This is a genomic window from Shinella sp. GW821-FHT10F02 (genome assembly GCF_058809275.1).
Genome location: NZ_JBXASL010000008.1, coordinates 121,376 through 146,384, shown reverse-complemented (window position 1 = coordinate 146,384; position 25,009 = coordinate 121,376). Strand labels below are relative to the sequence as shown.

Annotated in this window: 23 protein-coding genes; 5 read left to right on the top strand and 18 right to left on the bottom strand. The window is 65.0% G+C overall.

Annotated elements, in window-relative coordinates:
- Positions 1–14: 14 nt before the first annotated feature.
- Genes AC1RWL_RS24135 through AC1RWL_RS24115 form a run of 5 tightly spaced genes read right to left on the bottom strand, consistent with a single transcriptional unit; the run spans position 15 to position 4,538 of the window.
- Positions 15–1,196 (bottom strand): thiolase family protein, encoded by a 1,182-nt coding sequence (locus AC1RWL_RS24135; RefSeq protein WP_493095723.1) that lies wholly within the window; start codon positions 1,194–1,196, stop codon positions 15–17.
- On the bottom strand, positions 1,174–2,661 hold the full coding sequence (locus AC1RWL_RS24130; protein ID WP_493095722.1) for a class I adenylate-forming enzyme family protein: 1,488 nt from the start codon (positions 2,659–2,661) through the stop codon (positions 1,174–1,176). Before AC1RWL_RS24130 ends, AC1RWL_RS24135 begins: the two co-directional genes overlap by 23 nt.
- Before the next feature lie 4 nt (positions 2,662–2,665).
- Positions 2,666–3,229 (bottom strand): biotin transporter BioY, encoded by a 564-nt coding sequence (locus AC1RWL_RS24125; protein WP_493095721.1) that lies wholly within the window; start codon positions 3,227–3,229, stop codon positions 2,666–2,668.
- Between the two features lie 29 nt (positions 3,230–3,258).
- Entirely contained in the window at positions 3,259–3,864 is a 606-nt protein-coding gene (locus AC1RWL_RS24120) for an energy-coupling factor transporter transmembrane component T family protein (RefSeq protein WP_493095720.1), read from the bottom strand.
- Entirely contained in the window at positions 3,858–4,538 is a 681-nt protein-coding gene (locus tag AC1RWL_RS24115; protein ID WP_493095719.1) for an energy-coupling factor ABC transporter ATP-binding protein, read from the bottom strand. The genes AC1RWL_RS24120 and AC1RWL_RS24115 overlap by 7 nt, the downstream gene beginning before the upstream one ends.
- A gap of 128 nt (positions 4,539–4,666) precedes the next feature.
- Between AC1RWL_RS24115 and AC1RWL_RS24110 the strand changes: the two genes are divergently transcribed.
- Positions 4,667–5,863 carry a winged helix-turn-helix domain-containing protein gene (locus AC1RWL_RS24110; RefSeq protein WP_493095718.1) on the top strand — a complete coding sequence of 399 codons (1,197 nt, stop codon included), beginning with the start codon at positions 4,667–4,669 and terminating at the stop codon, positions 5,861–5,863.
- Here the strand turns inward: AC1RWL_RS24110 and AC1RWL_RS24105 are convergent.
- The 6 genes from AC1RWL_RS24105 to AC1RWL_RS24080 all read right to left on the bottom strand — a co-directional run bounded on the left by AC1RWL_RS24105 (position 5,860) and on the right by AC1RWL_RS24080 (position 14,733).
- The gene (locus tag AC1RWL_RS24105; protein ID WP_493095717.1) at positions 5,860–6,513 is read right to left on the bottom strand and encodes a hypothetical protein; all 654 of its coding nucleotides are present in this window, start codon (positions 6,511–6,513) and stop codon (positions 5,860–5,862) included. The two genes, AC1RWL_RS24110 and AC1RWL_RS24105, sit on opposite strands and share 4 nt — an antisense overlap.
- A gap of 96 nt (positions 6,514–6,609) precedes the next feature.
- On the bottom strand, positions 6,610–7,569 hold the full coding sequence (locus AC1RWL_RS24100) for a hypothetical protein (RefSeq protein WP_439616607.1): 960 nt from the start codon (positions 7,567–7,569) through the stop codon (positions 6,610–6,612).
- Positions 7,570–7,654: 85 nt separating this feature from the next.
- The gene (gene ribB / locus AC1RWL_RS24095) at positions 7,655–8,755 is read right to left on the bottom strand and encodes a 3,4-dihydroxy-2-butanone-4-phosphate synthase (RefSeq protein WP_493095716.1); all 1,101 of its coding nucleotides are present in this window, start codon (positions 8,753–8,755) and stop codon (positions 7,655–7,657) included.
- 21 nt (positions 8,756–8,776) lie between these two features.
- Positions 8,777–9,874 (bottom strand): chorismate synthase, encoded by a 1,098-nt coding sequence (gene aroC, locus AC1RWL_RS24090; protein WP_493095715.1) that lies wholly within the window; start codon positions 9,872–9,874, stop codon positions 8,777–8,779.
- 261 nt (positions 9,875–10,135) lie between these two features.
- On the bottom strand, positions 10,136–11,071 hold the full coding sequence (locus AC1RWL_RS24085; RefSeq protein ID WP_493095714.1) for a lytic transglycosylase domain-containing protein: 936 nt from the start codon (positions 11,069–11,071) through the stop codon (positions 10,136–10,138).
- A 107-nt stretch (positions 11,072–11,178) separates the two neighbouring features.
- The gene (locus AC1RWL_RS24080; protein ID WP_493095713.1) at positions 11,179–14,733 is read right to left on the bottom strand and encodes a bifunctional diguanylate cyclase/phosphodiesterase; all 3,555 of its coding nucleotides are present in this window, start codon (positions 14,731–14,733) and stop codon (positions 11,179–11,181) included.
- A gap of 298 nt (positions 14,734–15,031) precedes the next feature.
- Between AC1RWL_RS24080 and AC1RWL_RS24075 the strand changes: the two genes are divergently transcribed.
- Positions 15,032–15,292 carry a DUF1344 domain-containing protein gene (locus AC1RWL_RS24075; RefSeq protein ID WP_256118603.1) on the top strand — a complete coding sequence of 87 codons (261 nt, stop codon included), beginning with the start codon at positions 15,032–15,034 and terminating at the stop codon, positions 15,290–15,292.
- Between the two features lie 140 nt (positions 15,293–15,432).
- On the opposite strand, the gene AC1RWL_RS24070 is transcribed toward AC1RWL_RS24075, so the two are convergent.
- From AC1RWL_RS24070 to AC1RWL_RS24055, 4 genes are all read right to left on the bottom strand, one after another.
- A complete protein-coding gene (locus AC1RWL_RS24070; protein WP_493095712.1) occupies positions 15,433–16,014 on the bottom strand; it encodes a histidine phosphatase family protein in 582 nt (193 codons plus the stop codon).
- A gap of 27 nt (positions 16,015–16,041) precedes the next feature.
- Complete coding sequence (gene fabI, locus AC1RWL_RS24065; protein ID WP_256118605.1) at positions 16,042–16,860, bottom strand: enoyl-ACP reductase FabI; 819 nt, start codon at positions 16,858–16,860, stop codon at positions 16,042–16,044.
- A 132-nt stretch (positions 16,861–16,992) separates the two neighbouring features.
- Complete coding sequence (locus AC1RWL_RS24060) at positions 16,993–18,060, bottom strand: DnaJ C-terminal domain-containing protein (protein WP_493095711.1); 1,068 nt, start codon at positions 18,058–18,060, stop codon at positions 16,993–16,995.
- A 102-nt stretch (positions 18,061–18,162) separates the two neighbouring features.
- On the bottom strand, positions 18,163–18,609 hold the full coding sequence (locus AC1RWL_RS24055) for an RT0821/Lpp0805 family surface protein (RefSeq protein WP_493095710.1): 447 nt from the start codon (positions 18,607–18,609) through the stop codon (positions 18,163–18,165).
- A 45-nt stretch (positions 18,610–18,654) separates the two neighbouring features.
- Between AC1RWL_RS24055 and pdxH the strand changes: the two genes are divergently transcribed.
- Positions 18,655–19,275: a pyridoxamine 5'-phosphate oxidase gene (gene pdxH, locus AC1RWL_RS24050; protein WP_493095709.1), complete on the top strand. Its 621-nt coding sequence runs from the start codon at positions 18,655–18,657 to the stop codon at positions 19,273–19,275.
- A 4-nt stretch (positions 19,276–19,279) separates the two neighbouring features.
- Here the strand turns inward: pdxH and AC1RWL_RS24045 are convergent, their stop codons facing one another.
- Positions 19,280–20,317 carry a polysaccharide deacetylase family protein gene (locus tag AC1RWL_RS24045; protein ID WP_493158501.1) on the bottom strand — a complete coding sequence of 346 codons (1,038 nt, stop codon included), beginning with the start codon at positions 20,315–20,317 and terminating at the stop codon, positions 19,280–19,282.
- 285 nt (positions 20,318–20,602) lie between these two features.
- On the opposite strand from AC1RWL_RS24045, the gene AC1RWL_RS24040 reads away from it, so the two are divergent.
- Positions 20,603–21,502, top strand: coding sequence for a LysR substrate-binding domain-containing protein (locus AC1RWL_RS24040; protein WP_493095707.1), 900 nt, complete (start codon positions 20,603–20,605; stop codon positions 21,500–21,502).
- Between the two features lie 189 nt (positions 21,503–21,691).
- Here AC1RWL_RS24040 and tldD read toward each other — a convergent pair whose 3' ends face one another.
- Together tldD and AC1RWL_RS24030 are read right to left on the bottom strand one after the other, a co-directional pair.
- Positions 21,692–23,107, bottom strand: coding sequence for a metalloprotease TldD (gene tldD, locus AC1RWL_RS24035; protein WP_493095706.1), 1,416 nt, complete (start codon positions 23,105–23,107; stop codon positions 21,692–21,694).
- A 78-nt stretch (positions 23,108–23,185) separates the two neighbouring features.
- Positions 23,186–23,716 (bottom strand): invasion associated locus B family protein, encoded by a 531-nt coding sequence (locus tag AC1RWL_RS24030; protein ID WP_435267396.1) that lies wholly within the window; start codon positions 23,714–23,716, stop codon positions 23,186–23,188.
- Positions 23,717–24,113: 397 nt separating this feature from the next.
- On the opposite strand from AC1RWL_RS24030, the gene coxB reads away from it, so the two are divergent.
- The gene (gene coxB / locus AC1RWL_RS24025; RefSeq protein WP_493095705.1) at positions 24,114–24,998 is read left to right on the top strand and encodes a cytochrome c oxidase subunit II; all 885 of its coding nucleotides are present in this window, start codon (positions 24,114–24,116) and stop codon (positions 24,996–24,998) included.
- Positions 24,999–25,009 lie beyond the last annotated feature (11 nt).

Sequence of the window (25,009 nt, the reverse complement as noted above, 5' to 3'; positions counted from 1 at the left end):
CAGTTTTCGAACCCTCACAATTTTCGAAACAGCGCCGCAATGCCCATGCCGCCGCCGATGCCCATCATGGCGACGCCCTCCGCCCCCGTCTCGACGCCCCGCATCTGCGCAAAAAGCCGCGTGACGAGGATTGCGCCGGACGCGCCATAGGGATGGCCGAGCGCCAGCGCCCCGCCGTCGCGGTTGGCACGCGCGGGGTCGATGCCGAGCGCATCGAGGCTTGCCAGCACCTGCGAGGCAAAGGCCTCGTTGAATTCGACGAAGGGGATTCTTGTCGCATCGAGCCCGGCATTGCGCGCGGCGAGTTTTGCCATGGCGGGCACGGGGCCGAGGCCGAGCAGGTTCGGATCGACGCCGGCCACCGCGCTGTCGACCACTTCGAGCAGGGGCTCAAGCCCGAGCGCCTGCGCCGCGGCAAGCGAGGTGACCAGCACGACCGAAGCGCCGTCATTGACCGGGCAGGCATTGCCCGCGGTCACCGTGCCATCGGGCCGAAAGACGGGCTTCAGCGCCGCGAGCTTTTCCAGGGATGTGTTTTCCCGCGGGCATTCGTCGCGGGAAACCAGCCCGGCGGGCGTTTCCACCGGCACGATCTCGCCGTCGAAGCGCCCGGCCTTCGCCGCCGCCACCGCGCGAACATGGCTTTCGAGCGCGAAGGCATCCTGCCGCTCGCGGCTGACGCCGGCATGGGCGGCGACGTTTTCCGCGGCGATGCCCATGTCCGGATCGCCGATTGTATCGGGCGCCATGCGGGCGCGGCGCAGGGGTTGCGGCTCTTCGCCGGCTGTTGCGGGCGGGCGAAAACGCAGGTGGGCGCGGCTTGAGCTCTCGGTGCCGCCGGCGAGATAAAACCGCCCGGCACCCGCCTGCACCAGCCGGGCGGCGAGCGCGATCGCCTCCAGCCCCGAGCCGCATTGCCGGTCCACCGTCAGGCCGGGCACGGAGACGGGAAGCCCCGCCTCCAGCGCTGCCAGACGCGCGAGATTGCCGGCGCTGTTGGCCGCATTGCCGAGGATCACGTCGTCCACCGCCGCGGGCGAAAGCCCGGTCTCGGCGAGGATGCGGCGGATTAGCGGGACGGCAAGGCTTGCCGGCTCGATGGCGGCAAGCGTGCCGTTGACGCGGCCGATCGGCGTGCGGAAGGCGGCCGCGATAACAGGGATGCGGGCGGGATCAATAGAGCCGTTCGAGCGCATCGCTGTCCTCCGCCACCCATTGCCGCACCGTCCTGGCCTCGACCTTGCCGGAGGGCGTCACCGGCATGGCGCGGCACAGCCAGAGCCGGCGCGGCAGCTTGTAGCGCGGCAGCGTTCTTGCCAGCGCCGCCTTCAGGCTTTCCGGCGTAAGCTCCAGACCGTTCGGCTCGACCACCGCGATGAGTTCGCTGCCGAGATCCGCGTGCTCGACGCCGAAGACATGGGCGGCGCGGATTTCGGCAAGGCCGAGAAGGGCAGCTTCCACTTCGGAAGGGTAGATATTGTTGCCGCCGGAGAGGATCATGCCGCCGGATCGGCCGAGCAGATGCAGCGTGCCATCCGCCTCCAGGAAACCGAGGTCGCCGACGGTCGCGAGCGTGCCGAAGCGGACGAGACCCGCGCCGTCGCCGGCACCCAGATAGCCGGTCGCGACAAGCGGGCTCTCGACGAAGATCGTGCCGGTTTCGCCCGGGGCAACCGCCTTGCCGTCCTTGTCCAGCACGCAAAGCCGCACGCCGGGAAAAACCGTGCCGACGGCGGTGGAGGAGGCGGGGTCGCCCGGCGTGGTGACCGTGACGAAGCCGAGCTCCGAGGCACCGTAATATTCGCGCACGGCCGCCTTGGGGAAATGCGCGGCGCAGATCGCATGGTCGGCCGCGGTCAGTTTTGCACCGGCAACGGTGATGGCCGCGATGGTGTCGACGGGCGCGCCCTCGCAGAGCCGGCGCAGCATGGTCGGCACCAGCACGAGCCGGCGGATATCCGCGGTGCGGATCGTCTCCAGCGCCTGCGCCGCATCGAAATGCCGGGCGGAATGGAAGGCGCCGCCGGCAAGCAGGGTCTCCGTCATCGCATAGAGCGCAAGGCCGTGGGCGAGGGGGCCAGGAGCATATGTGCTGGTTGTGGCATCGAGGCCGAAGAAGGGCGCGCCGGTGGCAAGGCTGATGCGCCAGGAGCGGCGGTCACGGATGATCGGTTTCGGATCGGCGGTGGTGCCGGAGGTGAAGACGATGAGGAACGGATCCTCGTCGCGGCCTTCCGGCAGCGGTGGGGCGTCGAAGGCAGCACTCTCCGCGAGGACGAGGGTCGCACCGCTTCGTGGATTGTGGGCGAGAAGCTCAGCCCCTTCGGCGATGACGATGAGATCGGGGTCGAGTTTTTCGAGGAGCCGCCGGCGCACTGCTTCCGGTAAATGCGGATCGATCAGCGCGGCGCAGGTGTTTCCGGCCGTGGCGGCCGCGAAGGCGGCGGGGAAAAGGGCGTGGTTGCCGGTAACGAGAGCGACCAGCCGGTTTTCCGGGCCGATGGCGCTTCGGCCCGTTGGGGCGAGGCCCGCGAAGGTCGCATGCAGGTGCCGTGCGGTGGCGACGAGCGTCGCGTAGGACAGAACCCGGTCCTCCAGGTGGAAGGCCGGGTTTTCCGGATGTTGCGCGGCGTGTCGTTCGAGGGCACCGGCCAGCGGCATCGGCTCAGGCGCGCTGCGGAAGCAGCGGATAACCGGCGAGCACCGCGCGGCCGGCGAGCATGGCGACGAAGGCCTTGATGAGATCGCCCGGCACGAAGACGAGGCCGGCGAGCGCCGTCTCGAAGAAGGCCTTGCCGCTCATATAGGCGAGCCACGGAACGCCGAAGAGATAGACGATCGCGATGCCGCCGACGACGGCGGCGGCCAGGAAGGCGAGGAACTGCGTGAGCTCGCCCTGTTCTTCCTTGACGAAGCGCTCGGCGATCAGGCCGCAGACGAAGGCGCCGAAGACCCAGCCGACGAGATAGCCGGCGGTGGGGCCTGCGAAGACCGCAAGGCCACCGCGACCGCCGGAGAGAACCGGCAGGCCGATCGCCACCAGCAGCAGCACGAGCAGCACTGCGGCGGCACCGCGCTTGGCGCCGAGAATGCAGCCGGCCAGCATGACGCCGAGCGACTGCGCGGTGATCGGCACCGGAATGAAGCCGAGGGTGATCGGCGGGAGCAGGCCCAGCACCACGATGATCGCGGCGAAGAGGGCGACGAGGACGATGTCTCTGGTGGTCATGTCAGCTTTCCCGAATGGACATAAATGGGTTAGTGCCGCCGAAATCCGCGCGCGTCAATCGCCATGGCGATGGTATCCGCATCCTTCAGCGTCAGGATGATCAACGGCACGAGGGTGGTGAGCGGCCGCACCGGCAGGCCGCGCGCCTTGTGGGCGTCGGCGATTTCGCCGTAGCGGGCAAAGATTTCCGGCACAAAGCGGATGACGAGGCCGACCGCCAGGCTGACATCCGCCGCCCTCACGAAACCGAATCGTTCCAACGGCGTGAGCAGCCGGGTGATCTCGTCCATAAAGGCGGAAATGCCGGTCGTCGCGGTGACGGCGGCGGCGAGCAGAACCAGCGTGGAGAGGCGGCAGAAGACGGCGAGCGCCTCGTGCAGCGAGTGGAAAAGATAGTTCGCACCCGCGACGAGGAGAACCGTGAAGAGCACGAAGCGCACGCGCCGGAACGCTTCGCCGGGGCCGATCCCGGTCGAGAGGTAGAGCGCCGCCGAAAACACCAGCGCCGGGACGAGAAGCCGCAGGTCAGCAGTAAGGAAGAGCCCGATCGCCGCCACGAAAAGCGCGATCAGCTTGCCGCGCACCGGCATGCGGTGAAGGAGCGAATCGCCTTCGATGTCGAGCCCGTTCAGCACGCGGCGATCTCCCGGTAGGTACGGATCGCCTCTTCCGGCCGGCTATCGGCCGCAAGCCGGCCCTCATGGAACACCAGCACGCGGTCGAAACTTTCGATCAGCGCAAGGTCGTGCGTGATGACGAGCACCTGTTCCGGCAGGCCGGCGATGGTGCGCTCGATCAGCGCGCGGTTTTTCAGGTCGAGCTGGTTGGTCGGCTCGTCGAGGATGAGCAGGTCCGGACCGGTGACGAGCACGCTGGCAATCGCGCCGAGCTGCGTCTCGCCGCCGGAAAGCTCATGCACGCGGCGGCGTGCGAGGTGCGAAATGCCGAATCGCGCCAGCACGGCCTCCGTCTTTTCCGCGATCTCCGCCTTGCCGAGCTTGCGGTTCTTCAGGCCGAAGGCGATGTCCTCGGCGAGGATCGGCAGGATCATCTGGTGCTGCGGGTTCTGGAAGATGAAGCCGGTTTTTCCGCGCGCGGCCACCTCGTCCGCCACCGTATCCAGCCCGCCGACCATCACGGTGCCGGCGGTCGGCTTGACGAGGCCGTTGATCATCCGCGCCATGGTCGTCTTGCCGGAGCCGTTGAGGCCGACGACGCCGATGCGGCGTTCGGTGAGCGTGAGTGTCAGCGGGTGGAGCGCCACGCGTCCGGCATAGGTCACCGTGGCGGCGGAGAAGACGATATCCAAGAGCGGGATCCCGGTTCGCGGATGGTGAGGGAGCTATAAGCAATTCGGGGAAAAGCGCAAACGCCTCGTGCGTTGCGGCATGACGAAAACAGTAGAACAAACCAAGAATATATGCCTATCATCCCGCCATGACGATTCTCCTTTCCAATGCCGAGGCCCGGCGCATCTTCCTCGCCCGGCAGGGTCTCAGCGCTTCCCCCGGCCGCCAGCTCGGCAAGGCGGGGCTGCTGCAGCTCATCCACGATATCGGCTTCGTGCAGGTGGACAGCATCGCCACCGTCGAGCGGGCGCATCACCAGATCCTGTTCTCGCGCAACCAGACCTACCGGCGCGAGCATCTCGCCGAGCTGCTGGAGAAGGATGGCGAGCTTTTCGAGCACTGGACGCACGACGCCTCGATCATCCCGAGCGCCTTCTTCCGCTACTGGAAGCACCGTTTCCGCCGCAAGGAAGCCTCCATCCTGGAAAACTGGCGCAAATGGCAGGGCGAGGGCTTCGACAGGGCTTTCGAGGAGACGTACGAGCGCATCGCCGCCAGCGGGCCGGTGCTGTCGCGCGAATTGAAGGTGGACGATCACAAGTCCGGCGGCTGGTGGAACTGGCATCCCAACAAGACGGCGCTGGAATATCTCTGGCACACCGGCAAGCTGGCGATTGCCCGGCGGGAGAACTTCCAGAAGGTCTACGACCTCGCCGAGCGCGTGCTGCCGCCGCATCACCACGAACCGGCCGTCGAACACGACGCCTTCGTCGACTGGGCCTGCCGCAGCGCGCTCACACGGCTGGGCTTCGCCACCCACGGCGAGATTGCCGCCTTCTGGGCGCTGATCACGCCGGAAGAGGCGAAAACCTGGGTGGAAACGCATCGCGACGAACTCCGGCCCGTCTCGATCGAAACGATGGACGGCGGCAAGCCGCGTGCCTCGCATGCCTTTGCCGATTTCCCGGAAAACCTCGGCGACATCCCCGAGCCACCGGCGCGCCTGCGCGTGCTATCGCCCTTCGATCCGCTGATCCGCGATCGCAACCGTACTGAACGTCTGTTCGGCTATTTCTATCGCATCGAGATCTTCGTGCCGGAGCCGAAGCGGCAATATGGCTATTACGTCTTCCCGCTGCTCGAAGGCGACCGCCTCGTCGGCCGCATCGACATGAAGGCCGACCGCAAGGCCGGCACGCTCGACGTCAAGCGGCTCTGGTGGGAACCGAAGGTGCGGCCATCGGCGGGCCGACTGGAGAAGCTGGACGCTGAACTAACGCGGCTCGCAAAATTTTCGGGCGTGGAAACGGTGCGCTATCTTGATGGGTGGAGAGGTGAAGCTTAGCGCCTTTTCCCGAAGGCGCCAGCCGGAACGGCGCGGTTGAAGGACGGTGCGGCCGACTGCGTGCGCGGCACCACTGCCAGGTTCGGCTTCTGCTGGAAGGATGGCTCCGGTGCGCTGACGACAAAGCGCCGATCGTCGAAATCGTCCTCGGTTTGCTTGCGGCCCCGCGGCGCGAAAATGGCGCGGCGCAGGCCCGAGAAGCGCAGCAGGGCGAAGACGGCGGCGACAAGCGCTGCGATGATCCAGACGAAGCCCACCATCAGCTGGCCGCCGGCCCCGCGCGTGGGAGCGTCCGCCTCCGTCAGTCCCACCATGGGCAATACGAGCTGCTTGACCTTCGCCTGGTCGAGCCTGACATAGCTGGACTTGCCCTTGAAGTAGCCGACCCATTCTCCGCCGCCGAACGTGTCGAACTTGTAGCCGAGATCGTAGAAGCCCTTGTCCTTGAACCTGAACGTCGCGACATTCGGCAGTTCCTTGACGAAGACGACGGATGCGCTGCCGCTCGATATGGGAATGATGACGGGCACGGAGCGGGTTTTCGCGCGGCTGCTGCCGAAGGAAAAGCCGCGACGGCGGGCCTCGGCATCATCGGTGAACGACAGTGCGGCCAGCATGGTCGCCAGCACGAGAACGATGAACAGACGCATGGACATCCCCCAGCGAATTGCTGAAGGGGACAGTAGAGAAAAATCCACAACTTCCGGTAATCGGAAAGGTTCAAATTCTCTGCATTCCGCTTAACTCTAGGCCGTCACCGGCCGCCCGCCAAATGCGGTCGTGGCCTGCTCCGTCAGCGCGCGGAATTTGGCCGATGCGCCGGCCAGTTTCGCGTCCCATTCCGGGTCCGGCACCTGGCCGCGGATCGTGTCGAAATAGACGGCCATCAGCGCGGTGATGGCGAAGGGTTCCAGCACGGCGGCCTTGAAGGCCCAGGCGAAGACGATGGCGACGATGAAGCTGTAGCCGGCGATCTCGCCCGGGAAGGCATAGAGGATGGCGGCGGCGGGGGCCAGCGCCAGCAGGAAGACGACGATGGAGAGAATCCACAGGAAGATCGAGAGCCAGACGGCGTTCTTCACCATCTTCAGCCCGTTCTGCGCATAGAGCACGAGGCCGCGGCGCGAGCTTTCCCAGGCATTGTCGCTGTTGGTGCGGATGTTGTAGCCGAGAATGATCTCGTCGACATAGGTCAGCGACAGGCGGATCACCGTGTTGGCGAAGCGGGCCAGCGCATCGAGGCCGGGGATCGGCAGGAAGGCCGCGATGCCGCCGATCAGGCCGGTGATCGCGCCGATCACGCCCTTGATGAGCTGGTCGAGCGCGAAGAGCACGTTCGCCTCGCCGAAGCGGGCCGTGACGATCTCGCGGCCATAGGCGACCTGTCCCTTGCCGTCCGGCAGCGCCTCGCCGTCGATCAGCTTGACGATGACGGCGATATGGGCGGCCTTGACCATATAGAGCAGCCATTCGCGCGCCCAGTAGACGGCGGCGCCCACGAAACCCATGCCGATGAAACCGCCCCAGACCGCATAGGATTCCGGGCTTTCGCTGATCGAGCCGACGCCATAACCGATGCCGGCGCCGGCGCCGGTCGCCAGGATGAAGGCGAGCGTGATGACGAAATAGATCACCATGCGGGTGAGGATGAAGGGCATGGTCCTGGCAAGGATGCCGATGGTCTTGCCGATGCTGAAATCCCACATGCGCCTATCGCCCCTCAAAGAAAATCCCGCAGCCCCGAACCGTCGCGTGAAGAGCAGACGTTTCGGCGATGCGGGATATTCTGTGTCAGCAGAGGTCGGTGGAACTGATCTGGATGCCGAACCCTTCGAGGCCGACATAGTGGCGCTCGCGCGACGCCATCAGGCGGATCGAAGTGATGCCGAGATCCTTCAGGATCTGCGCGCCAAGACCGATTTCCAGCCATTCGCTCTCGCGCGCCTGCGCCTCGTTATGGCCTTCGCCGTCATGTTTGCCCCGGCGGGCGGTCTGCGAGGCGCCGACGCCAACGGACCCTTCGCGCAGATAGACGATGACGCCGCGGCCCTGCTCGGCGATGCGCTTCATAATGCCGTCGATCTGGCGGTCCGCGCCAAAAACGTCGCCGCCGACATTTTCCAGATGCAGGCGCACCGGAATATCGACGCCGTCGCGGATGTCGCCGAAGATCACCGCGAGGTGTTGCATCGGGTCCCAGGGCAGCGTGTAGGTCAGGGCCTTCGCCCGGCCGTAGGGCGTCTCGATGGTGAAGCTGTCGACCTGCTCGATCAGCGTTTCCTTGCGCTGGCGATAGGCGATGAGATCAGCGACGGAAACCTGCTTGAGGCCATGCGTCTCGGCGAAGCTCGCCACCTGCGGGCCGCGCATCACGGTGCCGTCGTCGTTGACGAGCTCGCTGATCACGCCGATCGGCGGCAGGCTCGCGAGCCGGCAGAGGTCGACGGCGGCTTCCGTATGGCCGGAGCGCATCAAGACACCGCCTTCGCGGGCAACGAGCGGGAAGATGTGGCCGGGGCGCACGAAATCCGTCGGGCCGACATTCGGATTGGCGAGGTTGCGCACCGTCAGCGTGCGGTCGTCGGCGGAAATGCCGGTCGTCGTGCCGTGCTTGAAATCGACGGAGACGGTGAAGGCGGTGGTGTGCGCCGAATCGTTTTCCGCCACCATGGCGTTGAGGTTGAGGCGCTTGGCCTCCTCGCGCGGCATGGGGGTGCAGACGATGCCGGAGGTGTGGCGCACGATGAAGGCCATCTTTTCCGGCGTGCAATGCACGGCGGCGACGATCAGGTCGCCCTCGTTCTCGCGGCCGTCGTCATCCATGACGACGACGATCTCGCCGGCCTCGAAGGCGCGGATGGCATCGACGACACGCTTCTGGTCGTAGCTCATGGCAGGCTCCTATTCAGCCGGTTATTTCAGGCGGCCGGTCTGGCCGCGATCGCGCAGGTAGTGATCGGCAACGGCGCAGGCAACCATCGCCTCGCCGATCGGCACGGCGCGGATGCCCACGCAGGGATCGTGCCGGCCCTTGGTGCGCACGTCGACATTGTTGCCGTCCGAATCGATCGAGCGGCGCTCGGTGAGGATCGAGGAGGTCGGCTTGATGGCGAAACGCGCGATCACCGGCTGGCCGGTGGAAATGCCGCCAAGAATGCCGCCGGCATGATTGGACAGGAAGATCGGGTTGCCGTCATTGCCCATGCGCATCTCGTCGGCATTTTCCTCGCCGGTGAGTTCCGCGGAGGCAAAACCTTCGCCGATCTCGACGCCCTTGACGGCATTGATCGACATCAGCAGTGAGGCGATATCCTGGTCGAGCTTGCCATAGATCGGCGCGCCGATGCCGGCAGGAACGCCTTCGGCGACGACTTCCACGACGGCGCCGATGGAGGAGCCGGATTTGCGGATGCCGTCGAGATAGTCTTCCCAGACAGGCACGATCGCGGGGTCGGGCGCGAAGAACGGGTTGTTGTTGACCTCGTTCCAGTCCCAGTTGTCGCGGTTGATCTTGTGTTTGCCGATCTGCACGAGGGCGGCGCGGACATCGAGCCCCGGCACGACCTTGCGGGCAAGCCCGCCGGCGGCGACGCGGGCCGCGGTCTCGCGCGCCGAAGAGCGCCCGCCGCCGCGATAATCGCGGATGCCGTATTTGGCGTCATAGGTGTAGTCGGCGTGGCCGGGGCGGTAGCGCTTGGCGATCTCGCCGTAATCCTTGGAGCGCTGATCGGTGTTCTCGATCATCATCGACACGGGCGTGCCGGTGGTGATCATCGTCTCGCCATCCGCGTCCATCATCACCCCGGAAAGCACCTTCACGAGGTCGTCCTCGCGGCGCTGCGTCACGAAGCGCGACTGGCCGGGCTTGCGCTTGTCGAGCCAGGCCTGGAGTTCGGCCAGCGTGAAGCGAATGCCGGGCGGGCAGCCATCCACCACGCAGCCAAGCGCCACCCCATGGCTTTCGCCCCAGGTGGTGACGCGGAAAAGGTGACCGAAAGTATTGTGCGACATGAGCGGAACCGGACCTGTAAGGAAGTGGGTCCTCTCTTAGTGGAAAAGAGAGGGGAGGGACAAGGGTTTCGCGCAGAGATGCCGCTTTGGGAAGTTTGTTGCTTCTTTGGGGCGAGTCGCGGTCGCGACTGATTTTTGCCCAAAGCGTTCATGGAAGGGTGATCCGAGCATCTCTGAGAGGGGCTGGAAAACCGAACAGCAGCTTTCCGGCAGTTCAAGGCCTATAGCGCGTCGGTCAAATCTACGAACCGTTGGTCCCGATCAGTTCCTGAAGACGATGCAGGCGCCGCCGCTCCTGCGGACTTCGCGGCACACGGCCTCGGCTTCCTGCCGGGTCGGGCGGCCAATGCGGGCCGTGTATCGCAGCCTTGTCCCGAAGGCACGGTTGCGTTCCTTCTGGATCAGCGGCTTTTCTTTGTTCAGCGGCGCGGGCAGGGATCGAACGGTCGACAGGAACAATCTGACTGCCACCGTCTTCTGGAAATGCCCCGCCAGTTGCGCGCCCCACGGTGCCCAAGTGCCTTCCGCTTCGAATTCCAGGGTCTTGAGGCGGCGCGTGTCGGCAAGCGCGATGCAGGCGTCCTCGAAGGACTTTTGCCCGTCGAGGCGCAGGTCGATGGCTGCAGGCGGGTTGTCGCGCCAGTCCTCGGCCGCATGAGCCGTGATATCAAGGACGTAGTTGCGGGTCTCCTGCGGCAGGCTTCCGTTTTTGAGGAATGTCTGCAGTCCACCTTCGCCGGCATTGTAGGCGGCGGCGGCGAGCCCGATATTGCCGAAGCGATCTCGCAGGTCATCGAGATACTCGGCCGATTTCTTCAATGCCTCCAAAGCGTCGAAACTGTTCGATAGGCCGCGCAGTCTTGCGGTGGAGGGAATGAATTGCGCTATTCCTTCCGCGCCCTTCGGGCTGACGGCATCTGGACGGAACCGGCTTTCCGTCCAGATCAGCCGTGCAAAGAAATCGGGCGGTAGATCGTTCTCGCCGGCGAAATGGGCAAGCGCCCCGCATATGTCGCGATTGAAGCTGGTCTCGCGGACGCAGAACGTTCCAGTGCTGGTGGCTATTGAGTAAATACAAGGCGGCGCGCGCCATTCAATCTGGGCGATCGCGGCATCCGTCGGGATGCTGGAGGCCAGCGCCCCTGCAGCCAGCAAGGCAAGTCTCCGCCTGTCCCATCTCCGTCGCGCGTGCCACATCGCTCCCTCATATCACCGATGCGAAATGAGAGGGAGGTGCATGCTTATTGCGCCGGCAGGATGTGGCGTGCTGTTGGCGCAAAACGGTCGTAGCCGCCAACCGCTCTCTACGAAGCCAGCTTCCAGCGCATCTCGGTGCCGAAGGCCAGAAACGCATCGCGGGACAACGGCCGGGCGAAGGCATAACCCTGCAACAGGTCGCAGCCGAGCAGGCCCAGCATTTCGGCGTGCTGCATCGTCTCCACGCCCTCCGCCACGATCTCGATGCCGAGCGAGCGGCCGATCTCGATGATCGAGCGTACCAGCGCCTGCTCGTCACGCGAGGAGAGGATGGGCGCCACGAGCTGGCGGTCGATCTTCAACCGCTTGGGCTTCAGCTTCAGAAGGCTGACGATCGAGGTATGGCCGGTGCCGAAATCGTCGATCTCGATATCGATGCCCAGCGCCTTGATGCGTTCCAGGTTGGACAGCACCACGTCGTCGCTCTCGTCGAGGAAAATCGATTCGACCAGTTCGAAGGCGATCTGGCCGGGCTGGATGGAGAGGCCGGTGAGGCTGTCGATCAGGCTCTCGTCGCGCAGCCGGCGGGCCGACACGTTGACCGAAATCTTCGGCATGATCAGGCCTTGTGCGGCCCAGCGGGCACAATCGATCAGCGCCTTTTCCAGCACGATCCGGTCGAGCGTCGCCATGACGTTGAGGTCCTCGGCGATCTTCAGGAAGCGGTCGGGCGTCAAAAGCCCGTCGCGCGGATGGTTCCAGCGGATCAGTGCTTCGGCACCGGCGAGCTTCAGCGTGCCGGCGTCGATCTGCGGCTGGTAATAGGGTACGAATTCGTTGTTCTCGATGCCCGCCAGGATATCGTCTGCGATGCGCTTGTTCGAGATGATCTCGGCCTGAAGCGCCTGCGTGAAGAATTCGTGCCGGTTGCGGCCGAGCGCCTTGGCGCGGTAGAGCGCGATATCGGCGTTGACGAGCAGTTTCGCGGTGTCGATCGAGCGGCCCTCGGCCAGCGCCACGCCGATGCTGACCCCGAAGCGGCAGAGATGGCCCTCATATTCGACCGGCTGCTGCATCAGGGTGATGATGCGGCGCGACAGCGTGCTGAGATAGGTCTGGTCGGTCGTGTCGGTCACCACGACGACGAATTCGTCGCCGCCGATGCGCGCGACGAGATCGCCCGGCCGGGCGGAGGCGCGCAGCACCTGCGAGGCGTGCACCAGCAGCGCGTCGCCGGCGGCGTGGCCGAGCGTGTCGTTGATCTGCTTGAAGCGGTCGAGGTCGATATGCAGGATGCCGACGCGCACCTCGGAGGTCTCGCTGAGCGCCGCGATGGCGGTCAGTTCGTCGTCGAGCTTGCGGCGGTTGCCGAGCCCGGTCAGCGGGTCGTGCAGCGCATTGTGCTCGATGCGCACCTTCGCCTGTTCGAGCTCGATGTTCTTGACGTCGGCCTGCGTCTTCGCCGCCTTGAGGTGCTCCTTCAGGATCACGTCCTCGGTGACATCGAAGGCAAGGCCGATCAGCTTGCGGCTGCCGCCGTGGCCGTAGTGGATCTTGCCGACGGAGCGCACATGGCGGATTTCGCCGCCCGGCAGCACGACGCGTGCCTCGTGCACATAGGGCAGGTCCTGCGCAATGCAGCGCTCGACATTGGCGGTGATATCGTTGCGGTCCTCCGGATGCACCGCGCCGAGCCAGGCCTCGTGCGAAACGATGCCGTCGGTGAAGGTCAGTCCGTAGAGCTGGTGCATGCGCCCGTCCCAGAAGGTCCGGCCGAGATCGAGATCGGCCTCCCAGAGGCCGCACTGATAGGAATCGAGCGCGAGGTCGAGGCGGCGGGTCGTCTGTTCCAGCTCGGCGTTCTGCCGGTCGGAGCGCTCCTTGGCCTCCTTGAGGCTGTCCGTCATCTGCACGTCTTCGGTGACGTCGAAGGCGAGGCCGACAAGCTTGCGGCGGCCGTCCTGGGCGATGTGCAGCTTGCCGACCGACTGGACATGGCGGATCGACCCGTCCGGATGCACGACGCGCGAGGTGCGTATATAGGGCACGTTCTCGCGGATCGTCTCGTTGGCCTTGCGCTCGGCCTCGATGCGGTCGTCGGGGTGGATTGCGTTCACCCAGGTGTCGTGGGTGACCCGCTCGCCGGTGTTCACCACGCCGTAGAGCTGGTGCATGCGGTCGTCCCACAGCGTCAGCCCATCCTCCAGGTCGGCCTCCCAGAGGCCGCATTCATAGGAATCGAGTGCCAGGTCGAGGCGCTGCGTCAGCTTCGCAAGCTCGGCATTCTGGACCTCGGTGTGTTCCTTCGCGCGCTTCAGCGCCTCGTTCAGGAGCACATCCTCGGTGACGTCCCAGCTGATGCCGGTCAGCTTGTCCTTGCCGTTCGGGCCGGCAAGGCGAGAGCCGACATTGCGGATATGGCGCACGCTGCCGTCGGGCAGGCGGATGCAATATTGCGACTTGTAGTCGTTGCCGCCGGCGCGGACCACGTCCATCTCGGCCCTCGCGGTGGCGACGTCCTCGGCGGAAAGAACGGCGTCCCAGTCGAGGTCGTTCGGCGATTCGTTTTCCGGCACGCCGTGCATGCGGTGCATCTGGACATCCCAGCTGCGCGAGCCGGTCGAAAGCTCGATCTCCCAGATGCCGATCTTGGAGGCGTCCAGCGCGGTGTCGAGGCGCTGCGACAGCGACTTCACCTGCCGTTCGCGCGCCCGGAGGCGGGCGATGTTGCGCTGGCGCTCGCTGACGAGGCCGCCGGTCAGGAAGATCGGCACGATGATGACGAGAGCGGCAGCGGCGATGATCAGGCGCACCTGCGTCAGGTTTTCCGGCGGGTGATGCCAGCCCTTCGCCGGAATGGCCGCGAGCTCCCAGCGCCCGCCGGGAAAGTCGAGCACCTGAACGACGGGTTCGTTCTCGAAGATCTCGGCTGCGCCGAAGAACGGATCGACGATGTTGTCCGGCACGCTGACGTCGCGGATGGCGAGCTGGATATCGGTCGGGTGCTGCGGCATGCCATATTGGCCGGGCCGGTCGGGATCGATCAGGCCGGCATCGGTGAAGAGCTTCCGTTCGTCGATCAGCCCGTCGATATAGCCCCAGAAATAGTGCCGCGCGTCGACATTGGTGAAAACCGGCATGAAGAGGTTGAAACCGCGGCCGCCCTTGGCGAACTGCACCGGCCCGAACATCAGCGGGCGCCCGCGTGATCGATCCATCTGGGCGGCACGGCGGAAGGAAGGGAAGCGGTTGAAGTCGTTGCCGATATAATGCTGGTTGCCGTCGAGCGGGAAGGCGTGCGTGACCTTGGCGTCCGGTGCCACGCCGACACGGCGGAAATGGGTGTTCTGCAGCATCAGCTTGCGGGCGAAGACGTTGAATTGCAGCGTCGCCTGGTCCGGCGCCACGGCGAACATGTTGGCCACGCTGCGCAGCGCCGCCACATTGCTGTTCACCTCGCTCTGCAGCCGCGCGCTGACCAGCGCAAGGTCGCCCGAGACATGGCTTTCCAGTTCCTTGAGATAGATGCGCTCGTTCTGCCGCTCGTAGATGATGCCCGCGGTGAGGATGACGCAGCCGGCGATCGTCGCCGGCACGAGCGATGGCCGCGCCCATTCTGCGATGGATGCCAGATGGCGGCGAAGGGCAGCAGTCAATGGCAAGAATCGATCCCCGATGAGGGACGAACGGTAAGGCTTGCATCCTTAAGATTGCATTTATAAGCAACTGAAATACTTGCACTTCCGCGCGGTTAACCGGTCGGGTCGTGTCATTTCACGACAGATCGGCCAGGCCATTTGTCCGACAATCCAGGGGATGAGCCGGCGGCACGGCTTGATTCGTATGATCTTTCCGGCCATCCATTCCAAAACGCGCGTGGGGACGGGCGAATTTCGCCATATTTGGGGGGCATCTGACGTGACCAGCAAAAAGACTGATTCATTCCCAGGGGTTCGCACGATGCGCCTATTGATCGCCGCGCTGTTGGCTACGGCCGTTTTCCTCTCGCCGCTCGCCGCCTCGGCCGAAAGCGCCGATGTCGAGGCCGTGATCACCAGCGTCGACACCGGCAGCCTCAGCCTGTCGCTCGACGACGGCAAGAAGTACCAGGCGCCGGAAGAGTTCAACTTCGAAGGCCTGGAGCCGGGCGTGAAGGTGCTGGTGTTCTACACCGAAGTCGACGGCAAGCGCGTCATCAACGATCTCGAAATCATTCAGTAAAAATTTGCCCCTCATCCCCCTGCCGGGACCTTCTCCCCGCAAGCGGGGCGAAGGGGCAGAACGGCGAGCCCATCGTTCCTCGCCCCGCTTGCGGGGAGAGGATGCCGGCAGGCAGGTGAGGGGCCACTATGGCGCAAGCCTCAAAGCCAGTGCATTCCCGTCGCGTCGATGCGCAGCACGCGGTCCTGGTGGATCGGCGTGTTGGCGGCTTCTTCTTCCGCCATGCCATGCAGCCGGAACGCCGCGCGAAAAACCCCGCCATGGCTGACGCAGACGGTCGGGCCGCGCACGTCGGCAAGCCAGGAGGCGATGCGCCACGAGAGGATCTCGTAGCTTTCCGCGGCTTCCCCGGGCGGAATGAAGTTCCACTTGGAATGCATGCGCTCCTCGACCCTGTCCGGCACCTTCGCCATCAGTTCGGGCAGCGTATGGCCCTCCCAGTCGCCGAAGGAGACTTCGACGAGGCGCGGGTCGGTGCGGTAGGTGAGGGGGTCTAGGCCCATGGCGCGGCGCAGGATTTCCATCGTCTCGCGCGTGCGCCCGAGCGGGCTCGCCACGAAATCGTAATCGGAAACCGTCTGCCCGAGAATGCCCTTGAGGGCGGCGCCGTTACCGGCCGCCTGTTTGCGGCCGGTGTCGTTCAGCGGGATGTCCTGCTGGCCTTGCAGCCTGCCCTCTGCATTCCACGCGGTCTGGCCGTGTCGGATCATGTAGATGGGCAAGGTGCAGTCCCGCTGCTTGGAGTTCACTCAGTCCTTGATGACGGAAATGTCCGGCGCATCGACGGCCTTCATGCCGACGACGTGATAGCCGCTGTCGGCATGATGCGTCTCGCCGGTCACCGAGCGCGACAGGTCGGAGAGCATGTAGAGGCCGACATCGCCCACTTCCTCGATGGTGACGGTACGGCGCAGCGGCGCGTTGTACTCGTTCCACTTGAGGATGTAGCGGAAATCGCCGATGCCGGAGGCGGCAAGCGTCTTGATCGGGCCTGCCGAAATCGCGTTGACGCGGATGTTCTTCGGGCCGAGGTCGACCGCAAGATACTTCACGCTTGCCTCGAGTGCGGCCTTGGCAACGCCCATGACGTTGTAGTTCGGCATGACCTTTTCCGCGCCATAATAGGTCAGCGTCAGCATCGAGCCGCCATCGGTCATCAGCTTTTCCGCGCGCCGGGCGACCGACGTGAAGGAATAGACCGAGATCTGCATGGTCTTGGCGAAGTTCGCCGGCGTGGTGTCCACGTAGCGGCCGGTCAGTTCGTCCTTGTCGGAAAAGCCGATGGCGTGCACGAGGAAGTCGATCTTGCCCCAGGTCTTTTCGATATTCTCGAAGACCGCGTCGATCGACGCTTCGTCGGACACATCGCAATCGCCAGCCAGCACCGCGCCGATTTCGGCCGCCAGCGGCTCGACGCGCTTCTTCAGCGCATCGCCCTGATAGGTGAGGGCAATTTCGCCGCCCTGTGAATGGATAGCCTTGGCGATGCCCCAGGCGATGGAACGGTTGTTGGCGACGCCCATGATGACGCCGCGCTTGCCCTTCATCAGACCAGATGCCTGAACCATGGTTTGCCCCCTGATACTTAAGTCAATTGTGCCTATGGCATAGGCAGCAATGCGGTTCAAGCGCGTGGGGCTTCAGGAACTGTTAGCATCCGTAACAATGGGTGCATGTTTTATGAAAGCGTCACAATCGATTTAAAGATAAAGGCCTTCGCGCAGGCTGCGCATCAGGTCGATCATCTTGGCATCCGGCTTTTCCCACAGGAGAAGGCGGATTTCGGCAATCAGATCGCCGCGTTCGCCATTTTCCATGACGAGGCCTTCGCCTTCGATGCGGATCTTCTGGTCGGAACCCGACCAGGCCGGCACCGTCACGGGGAAGGAGCCGAGCGGCCCCTCGACTGTCGTCTCGCAGCCGAGCACGGCATTCTCGATCGTCACCGGCAGGTCGACCTTCAGGTCGAAGCCATCGATCCGGAAGCGGCCTGGCGCGACGCGCACGGTGATGACGGCATCGCCGCGCTTCAGGTTCTCGAAGCGGTATCCGGCTTCCTTGAGGCGCATGATCTGGCCATCCGTCGTGCCCGCACCGATCGGCACGCGCAGCGTCTGGCCGTCCGGCGTTTCGAGCGTCGGGCGCACGCGGTTCAGGATGTCCTCGACGGTGACGGTAATGTCGGCAAAGAAGTCCGGCGCCTTGTCGACCTTGGGGCGGCCACCGCGAATGCGGCGGATGATGGCGGAGATGATGGCGGCGGCCGGCGCGATGCCGCGGCCCTGGCCCGCGTCGTCCGTTTCAGGCTCGTCGGTCGCCTTGCGGGCATCCTGGGCGGGCGCCGCTGCGGCCTGCGGCTGCGGGCGGCCCTGATTCTGGGCCTGCGCTTGAGATTGGGCCTGCGGCTTGCCCTCGGCCGGCTGGCCGCGGGAATCGACGCCGAAGATGCGGGCGATCATGTCTTCCGCGCCTTCGTCCGCCATGCGCGGCGGCGGGTCGTTTCTCACCTTGCGTTCGGCCTGCTGGCGGCGCATCTGCTCCATGCGGCGAAGCTCGGCCTCGCGCTGCTGGCGGTCGTAGCGGCTGCGTTTGTCGGGATCGCGCAGAAGATCGTAGGCCCGGCCGGCTTCGGTGAAGCGCACGGTGGCGTTGGGGTCGTCATGGTTCTGGTCGGGATGCACTGCTTTTGCAAGCGAGCGCCAGGCCGCCTTGATTTCATCCTGCCCGGCGCTTCTTTTCACGCCCAGCACCGAATAGGGGTCACGCATAACTTCCACCCATTGTCGTTTTGCCGACCATGATAGGGGGCACGTCCTAATCACTGGTTACGGGTCAGGGTTGAAAAATCGCAAACATGCGCGCGAGACGATTCAGCCCTGGCGATCGAAGGCCAGCAGCAGCCATTCGCCGGAACTGCCGAGGCAGGTGCGGCCGGAATAATTGGCGATTCCCTGGTAGGAATGTTTCGTCGTCACGAAATCGCGGCAGGTGCGCCCGGCATCGTCGCGGTTTTCCGCAATCGCGTTGATCACGCCCGCACTGCCCGAGGCGGAGTTCGCCCAGGGGATCGGGTTGCCGGCGGTGCGCGAAATATCGGCAGAGGAGACGGCGTTGCGCACGGTGATCTCGTCGGTCAGCCGCTCCGCACCGGCCGGCACGGCGCTGGTGCGCACGGTATCGACCTTGCTGTCGGAAAAGACGTCGAGGCCGCCCATGCAGCCCGGCAGAAGCGCGCAGCCCATCGTCACGCCGGCAACAGCAAGGCAGCGCGCCCAGTATGGCTTTGTCTCGGGTCGCGACTTTGCTATGACATCCACTCCTGTCTGCCCCCAATCGTCAAAAAGATCGGCATTGAATCGAATATGAGCGAAAATGCGTTAACAAGCGGTGACTTCACCCAGGAGAACGAGCCCTATTCCCTGTTCGGCACATGGCTGGAAGAGGCCGGAAAGACCGAGCCGAACGACCCGAACGCGCTGGCGCTCGCGACCGTCGACGAGACCGGCCTGCCCAATGTGCGCATGGTCCTCTTGAAAGGTTTCGACGAGCGCGGCTTCGTCTTCTACACGAATTTCGAAAGCCGCAAGGGCGTCGAGCTTCTCGGCGCCCACAAGGCCGCCATGTGCTTCCACTGGAAATCGCTGCGCCGCCAGGTGCGGGTGCGCGGCGATATCGAGGTGGTCACCGATGCCGAGGCCGACGAATATTACGCCTCGCGCCCGCGCGGCAGCCGCATCGGCGCCTGGGCCTCGAAACAGTCGCGCCCGCTCGAAAGCCGCTTCGCGCTGGAAAAGGCGGTTGCCGAATATACCGCCCGCTACGCGATCGGTGAAATCCCCCGCCCGCCGCACTGGTCCGGCTTCCGCCTGAAACCCGTCTCGATCGAATTCTGGCACGACCGCCCCTTCCGCCTGCACGACCGCGTCGAATTCCGCCACGCGGAAGACGGCAAGGGCTGGACGAAGGCGCGGATGTATCCGTGAGGGATCAGCGCCTCAGCAGCCGGAACGGGATGCCGGAGGCCAGCGCGCCGACATATTTCGGCTTCTGGTAGAGCCCGTTCAGTGAGATGCGCGGCAGTGTCGTCGGGGTGTCGAAGGAGCGGGTGGAGAGCGTGCCGGGGTCCGTGGTGACGGCGACGCGGAAGCCGAGGTCCTTGGCGAGGCGGTGTTCGCGCGGCGAGACGGCGGCGCGGTCGCCATAGGGGTAGGCGAAGGTTTCCGGGCGGTGGCCGATGATCGCGGCAATGCGGTCGGCCGACTGCTCCATCTCGCGGCGCGCCTCCGCGTCACTGAGGCGGGCGAGTGCGCGGTGGCTGACCGTATGGGCGCCGATCGAGGCCAGCGGGTTGAGCACAAGGCTCTTCAGTTCGGGTTCGCGCATGACGAGCCGTTCGGTCAGCATCATCGGGTCGATGCCATGGGCTTTCGCCGCGGCGTCGAGCTTTTCGATCGCCGCCGCTTCCTCCGTCTCCACCTGGATGAAGCGGGCGAAGCGGCTGAAGGCGGCCTGTTTCTGGAAGGGCGTGGCGAGCGGCATGGTGACCGCGCCGGAGCCAAAATCGAACTCCAGATGCGGCGCGACGCGCAAAAGCTCCGTCAGCGTCTCCCACCAGATGCCATGCGTCTTGCAGCAGAAACCCGGCGCGACGAACACGGTGAACGGCACCTTGTGGCGGGTGAAGACCGGCTGGGCATGGACGGCATTGTTGCGGTAACCGTCATCCAGCGTGAAGGCGGCAAAGCGCTCGCCGGCCCGGGCGATGGCAAGGCGTGCCGGCATGTCGGCGAGCGCTACGAACTGGTAGCCCTCTTCCGTCAGGTGCTCGATCGCCGCGTCCAGGAATTCCGGGGTGATCTCCAGATGCGCATTGGGATCGAAGGCCTGCGCCACCTTCGGTCGCACATGGTGCAGCGTGAAGATCGCGCCCATGCCGCGCGCCGACGCCATCAGCCCGACCCGCTCCGCCAGATGCGCAAATTCCAGCCCGCCGGTGATCACGGCGCGCTTCAGACCCTGTCGCATTGTGCTGCGGATCGGCATGTCGTCTGTATCTTCCCTTGCTGTTTCTTGCCGCCGTTATCGCATCCGGTCGGTATCCGAGTGGTTAACAACGGCTTTCCTGTGGCGCGAGGGCAGGGGCGGTCCCTGCTGGAAGGTGAGGATGCGGATGACATCCATGAAAATGAGCGTGACGGGGACAAACATTGTTGCGCCCTCCTATCTGTTGAACTGCCCGCATTGTCCGCCCGCTTGCCACCCTTGCTCAAACGAGTTTATCGTCGATTTCGAATGACTTGAGGTTATGCGATGAAACGCGGACGGCTGCCGCTCACGGCACTGAGGAGTTTCGAGGCGGCGGGCCGGCTCGGAAGTTTTACGCTCGCGGCGGAAGAGCTGTTGGTATCGCAGGCGGCCGTCAGCCGGCAGGTCAAGGAGCTGGAGGCCGAGCTCGGCAAGCCGCTCTTCGAGCGCCGCCACCGCAGCGTGCGGCTCACCACCGCCGGCCAGGCGCTGATCGAGGTCCTGTCGCGCGCCTTCGATGCGATGGATGCGAGCCTGTCGGAAATCCGTGGCAGGCGGGGCGGCGGCGTGCTGGAGATCAGCGCGGAGCCCTCCTTCGCCGCCTGCTGGCTCGTGCCGAATCTCGACGATTTTCACTCCGATCATCCCGAGATCGACGTCGTGGTCGATTCCGACATGCGGCTGATCGAGTTCCGCACCCACGAGCCCGAAATCGCCATCCGCCATTCGACGGACGCGACCGCCTGGCCGCGCGCGCAGGCGGAGCATCTTGCCGACGTGGAAATGGTCCCGGTGATCATGCCGTGCCTCGCCGAGGACGGCCCGCCGCTCACCACACCGGCCGACCTTCTGGCCTATACCCTGCTGCACGAGGAGAACCGCAGCAGCTGGCAGCGCTGGTTCGCCGCCGCCGGCCTGCCCGAGGCGCCGCAGGGTCGTGCGCAGATCTTCACGGAAGGCAATCTTGTCCTGCAGGCTGCCATACGCGGCCATGGCGTGGCTTTGGTCGACCGGTCCTTCGCCGCCGAGGACATTGCCGCGGGCCGCCTGGTGCAACCCTTCGACGTCTCGATCCGCTACGGCGCCTACTGGCTCGTCGCCCGCGACTTCAAACGCCTGTCGCCGGAGGCGCGGGCGTTTCGGGAGTGGTTGTTGCGGCGGATTGCAGTGCCTGGCAGCGCGTGATGGCGCCGCCCCTCATCCCGCTGCCGCGACCTTCTCCCCGCAAGCGGGGAGAAGGGGAGGATGCGCCGGCTTCATGACCAAGCGGCGTTACAATTTCTGGAAAGACCTTGCCACACGTCCCTTCGCCCCGCTTGCGGGGAGAAGGTGCCGGCAGGCGGATGAGGGGCACCGCGAACGGTTCCTGGAAAATCAGGTCTTCGTCCCGCCCACCGTGATCTGATCCATCCGCAGATGCGGCTGGCCGACGCCGACCGGGACCCATTGGCCGGCCTTGCCGCAATTGCCGATGCCGGTGTCGAGCTTGGTGTCGTTGCCGACCATCGAGACGCGGCGCATGGCGTCCGGGCCGTTGCCGATCAGCATGGCGCCCTTGACCGGGGCCGTCACCTTGCCGTTCTCGATGAGATAGGCCTCCGTGCAGCCGAAGACGAATTTGCCGGAGGTGATGTCCACCTGTCCGCCGCCGAAGGAGACGGCGTAGAGGCCGTTCTTCACCGAGGCGATGATCTCTTCCGGCGTCTTGTCGCCGGAGAGCATGTAGGTGTTGGTCATGCGCGGCATGGGGCGGTAGGCGTAACCCTGCCGGCGGCCGTTGCCGGTGGCCTTCATGCCCATCAGGCGCGCATTCTGCCGGTCCTGCATGTAGCCGACCAGCTTGCCGTCCTCGATCAGCACGTTATAGGCCGACGGCGTGCCCTCGTCGTCGACGGTGATCGAGCCGCGGCGGTTGTCGATCGTGCCGTCGTCGACAACGGTGACGCCCTTGGCCGCCACCTGCTCGCCGAGCAACCCGGCAAAGGCAGAGGTCTTCTTGCGGTTGAAATCGCCCTCAAGTCCATGGCCGACCGCCTCGTGCAGCATGACGCCGGGCCAGCCGGAGGAGAGCACGATGTCCATCGTGCCCGCCGGTGCTTCCACCGCTTCCAGATTGACCAGCGCCTGGCGCAGCGCCTCGTCGGCGCCGAAACGCCAGCTCTCCTCGGTGAGGAAAGCGTCGAAGGTCGTGCGCCCGCCGATGCCGTAGCTGCCCGTCTCCTGCCGGTCGCCTTCGCCGACGACGACGGAGACGTTGACGCGGGTCATCGGCCGGATATCGCTGACACGGTGCCCGTCCGCGCGAAAAATGTTGACGACCTGCCAGCTTGCGGCGATCGACGCCGTCACCTGCCGCACCTTTGGGTCCTTGCCGCGCAGGTAGCCGTCGATCTCGGTGAGCAACGCCACCTTCTGCTCGAAAGTCGGCGAGCCGATCGGGTTGTCCTGCGTGTAGAGCTGCCGGTTGGTGCCCTGCGGCGCTTCGGAATAGTCGGCGGAATAGCCGCGCGTCACGGCGCTCGCCGCATCCGCCGCGCGCTTCAGCGCCGACAGCGTCATCTCGCCCGAATGCGCATAACCCACGGCCTCGCCCGCTACCGCGCGCAGGCCAAAACCCTGGTCGGTGTTGAAGCTGCCGCCCTTGAGGCGGCCGTTGTCGAAGGAGAGCGATTCCGCCTGGGCGTGTTCGAGGAAGAGCTCGCCGTCGTCGGCGCTCTTCAGCGTTTCCCGCAGCACCGCCTGCACGGATGCCTCGTCGGCATCGAAGAGGGAGAGGAGGTCGGTGTTCATGGCAGGCTCCGCAAACTTTTAAACTCGGGGTTCATGTAAGTCCCCCGGCGGCGGGCGGCAAGCCCGCCGGAGGGCGGCTTACGGCAGCGCGTCGTAGCCCTCGCCAAAACCCTTGAGGTCGACGGGGATGCCGATGCCTTCTTCCGGCGACTGGAAGACGATGAAGGTGGCGGTGGCGCCGGAGCGGAAGGTCTTCAAGAGTTCGTCTTCCAGCACGACTTCGGCGTAGCAGCCATCGGCAAAGCAGCGCACGAAATAGGCCCGCCCGATATCCTTGCCGTCGACATTGAGACCAAGCCCGTTCGGCAACAGCACGCCGAGCGGCGCGAGCACGCGAAGAATCTTCGCCTTGCGGTCCGCGGTCTTCAGTACGACGACGGAGAGGCCGAGTTCCGGCCGGTCTTCGGCGAGAACGTTCTGCATCAGCGCGCATTGCTCGCCGGAAGCACCTGCCGGCTGATCGCAGACGATCGACCAGGCGCCATGGTTGGATTTCACCGTGCCGGGCTGCTGGGCCGTCGCAACAGAGGCCAGTGCAGTCGTGCCGAGCGCGAAGACGGCAAGGCCGAATGCTGCCCGGGACAGCCGGGAAAGGGGAGCAAAACCCATGAAAACCTCGGAATCTCGAATCAGTCGGGGTATCTTTGAAGGGACGGGGCCGAAATGAAAAGCCCTGCGCGCTCATTTCCAATTGATTGAAGGCGGAAATTGGACCGGCCGCGCACACTTTATAATAGGGGTGGCCCAGGCCCTGCCGGACAGGCGCTTGCGGCACGCGAAAAGGGCGCTCCGGTCGGGATCGCCGCGGCCAAACCTTTCATGCTATAGGGAATTATGAAGAAACTGTGGGGAGAGGCCCAAGGCTTTTGCTTTTGCGCAAAAATGCCGCACGGGCGGTCCCCCATGGCTGTTGCGGCGAGCATGAAACTGTGGTTTTAAGCACTCAGTATAGCAGGGATTCTGCGCGCCTGTTTGATCCCAATCAAACGCCTTGGGGAGATACGTTGTGAAAAACAAAGCTTTTGCAGTTCTGGCCGCTCTAGGCTGTCTGCTCTTTGCTTCGACCGCTTTCGCTGATCAGCCGTTCGACTGGCAGAAGGGCCTCCAGCCCGCCGCGACCTCGATGATGGAAGAGATCCGCTGGTTCGAGCAGTACACACTCTGGTTCATCGTACCGGTCACCCTGTTCGTTCTCGTCCTGCTCATCCTCGTGGTCGTGAAATTCCGCGAAGGCGCGAACCCGGTTCCGTCCAAGACCAGCCACAACACGGCGATCGAAGTCGTCTGGACGCTCGGCCCGGTCATCGTTCTCCTCTTCCTGGCGATCCCGTCCTTCCAGCTTCTCACCAAGCAGCTCGCCCCCACGGAAGAGCCGGAACTGACCATCAAGGCCACCGGCTTCCAGTGGTACTGGGGTTATGAATACCAGGTCGGCGAAGCGCCGCTCTCCTTCGACAGCCTTCTCCTGCAGGACGGCGACCGCGCTAGCGCCGGCAAGGAAGACAAGGGCGTCTATCCGCGCCTTCTCGCCGTCGACAACGAACTGGTCGTTCCGGTCGGCAAGCATGTGCGCGTCCTCGTCACCGCTGCCGACGTGATCCACGCCTTCGCCATGCCGTCCTTCGGCGTGAAGATCGACGCCGTGCCGGGCCGCCTCAACGAAACCTGGTTCAAGGCCGATCGCGAAGGCCTGTTCTACGGCCAGTGTTCCGAGCTCTGCGGCAAGGACCACGCGTTCATGCCGATCGCCATCCGCGTCGTCTCGCAGGAAAAGTTCGATACCTGGCTTGCTGCCGCCGCGACGAATGTCGGCGAGGCAAACAAGGCCCTGATGGCGTCTGTCGACGGAGCGGACAAGTCCGTGAACGTCGCCCAGAACGCCGCGCAGTAATTCCAAGGGAG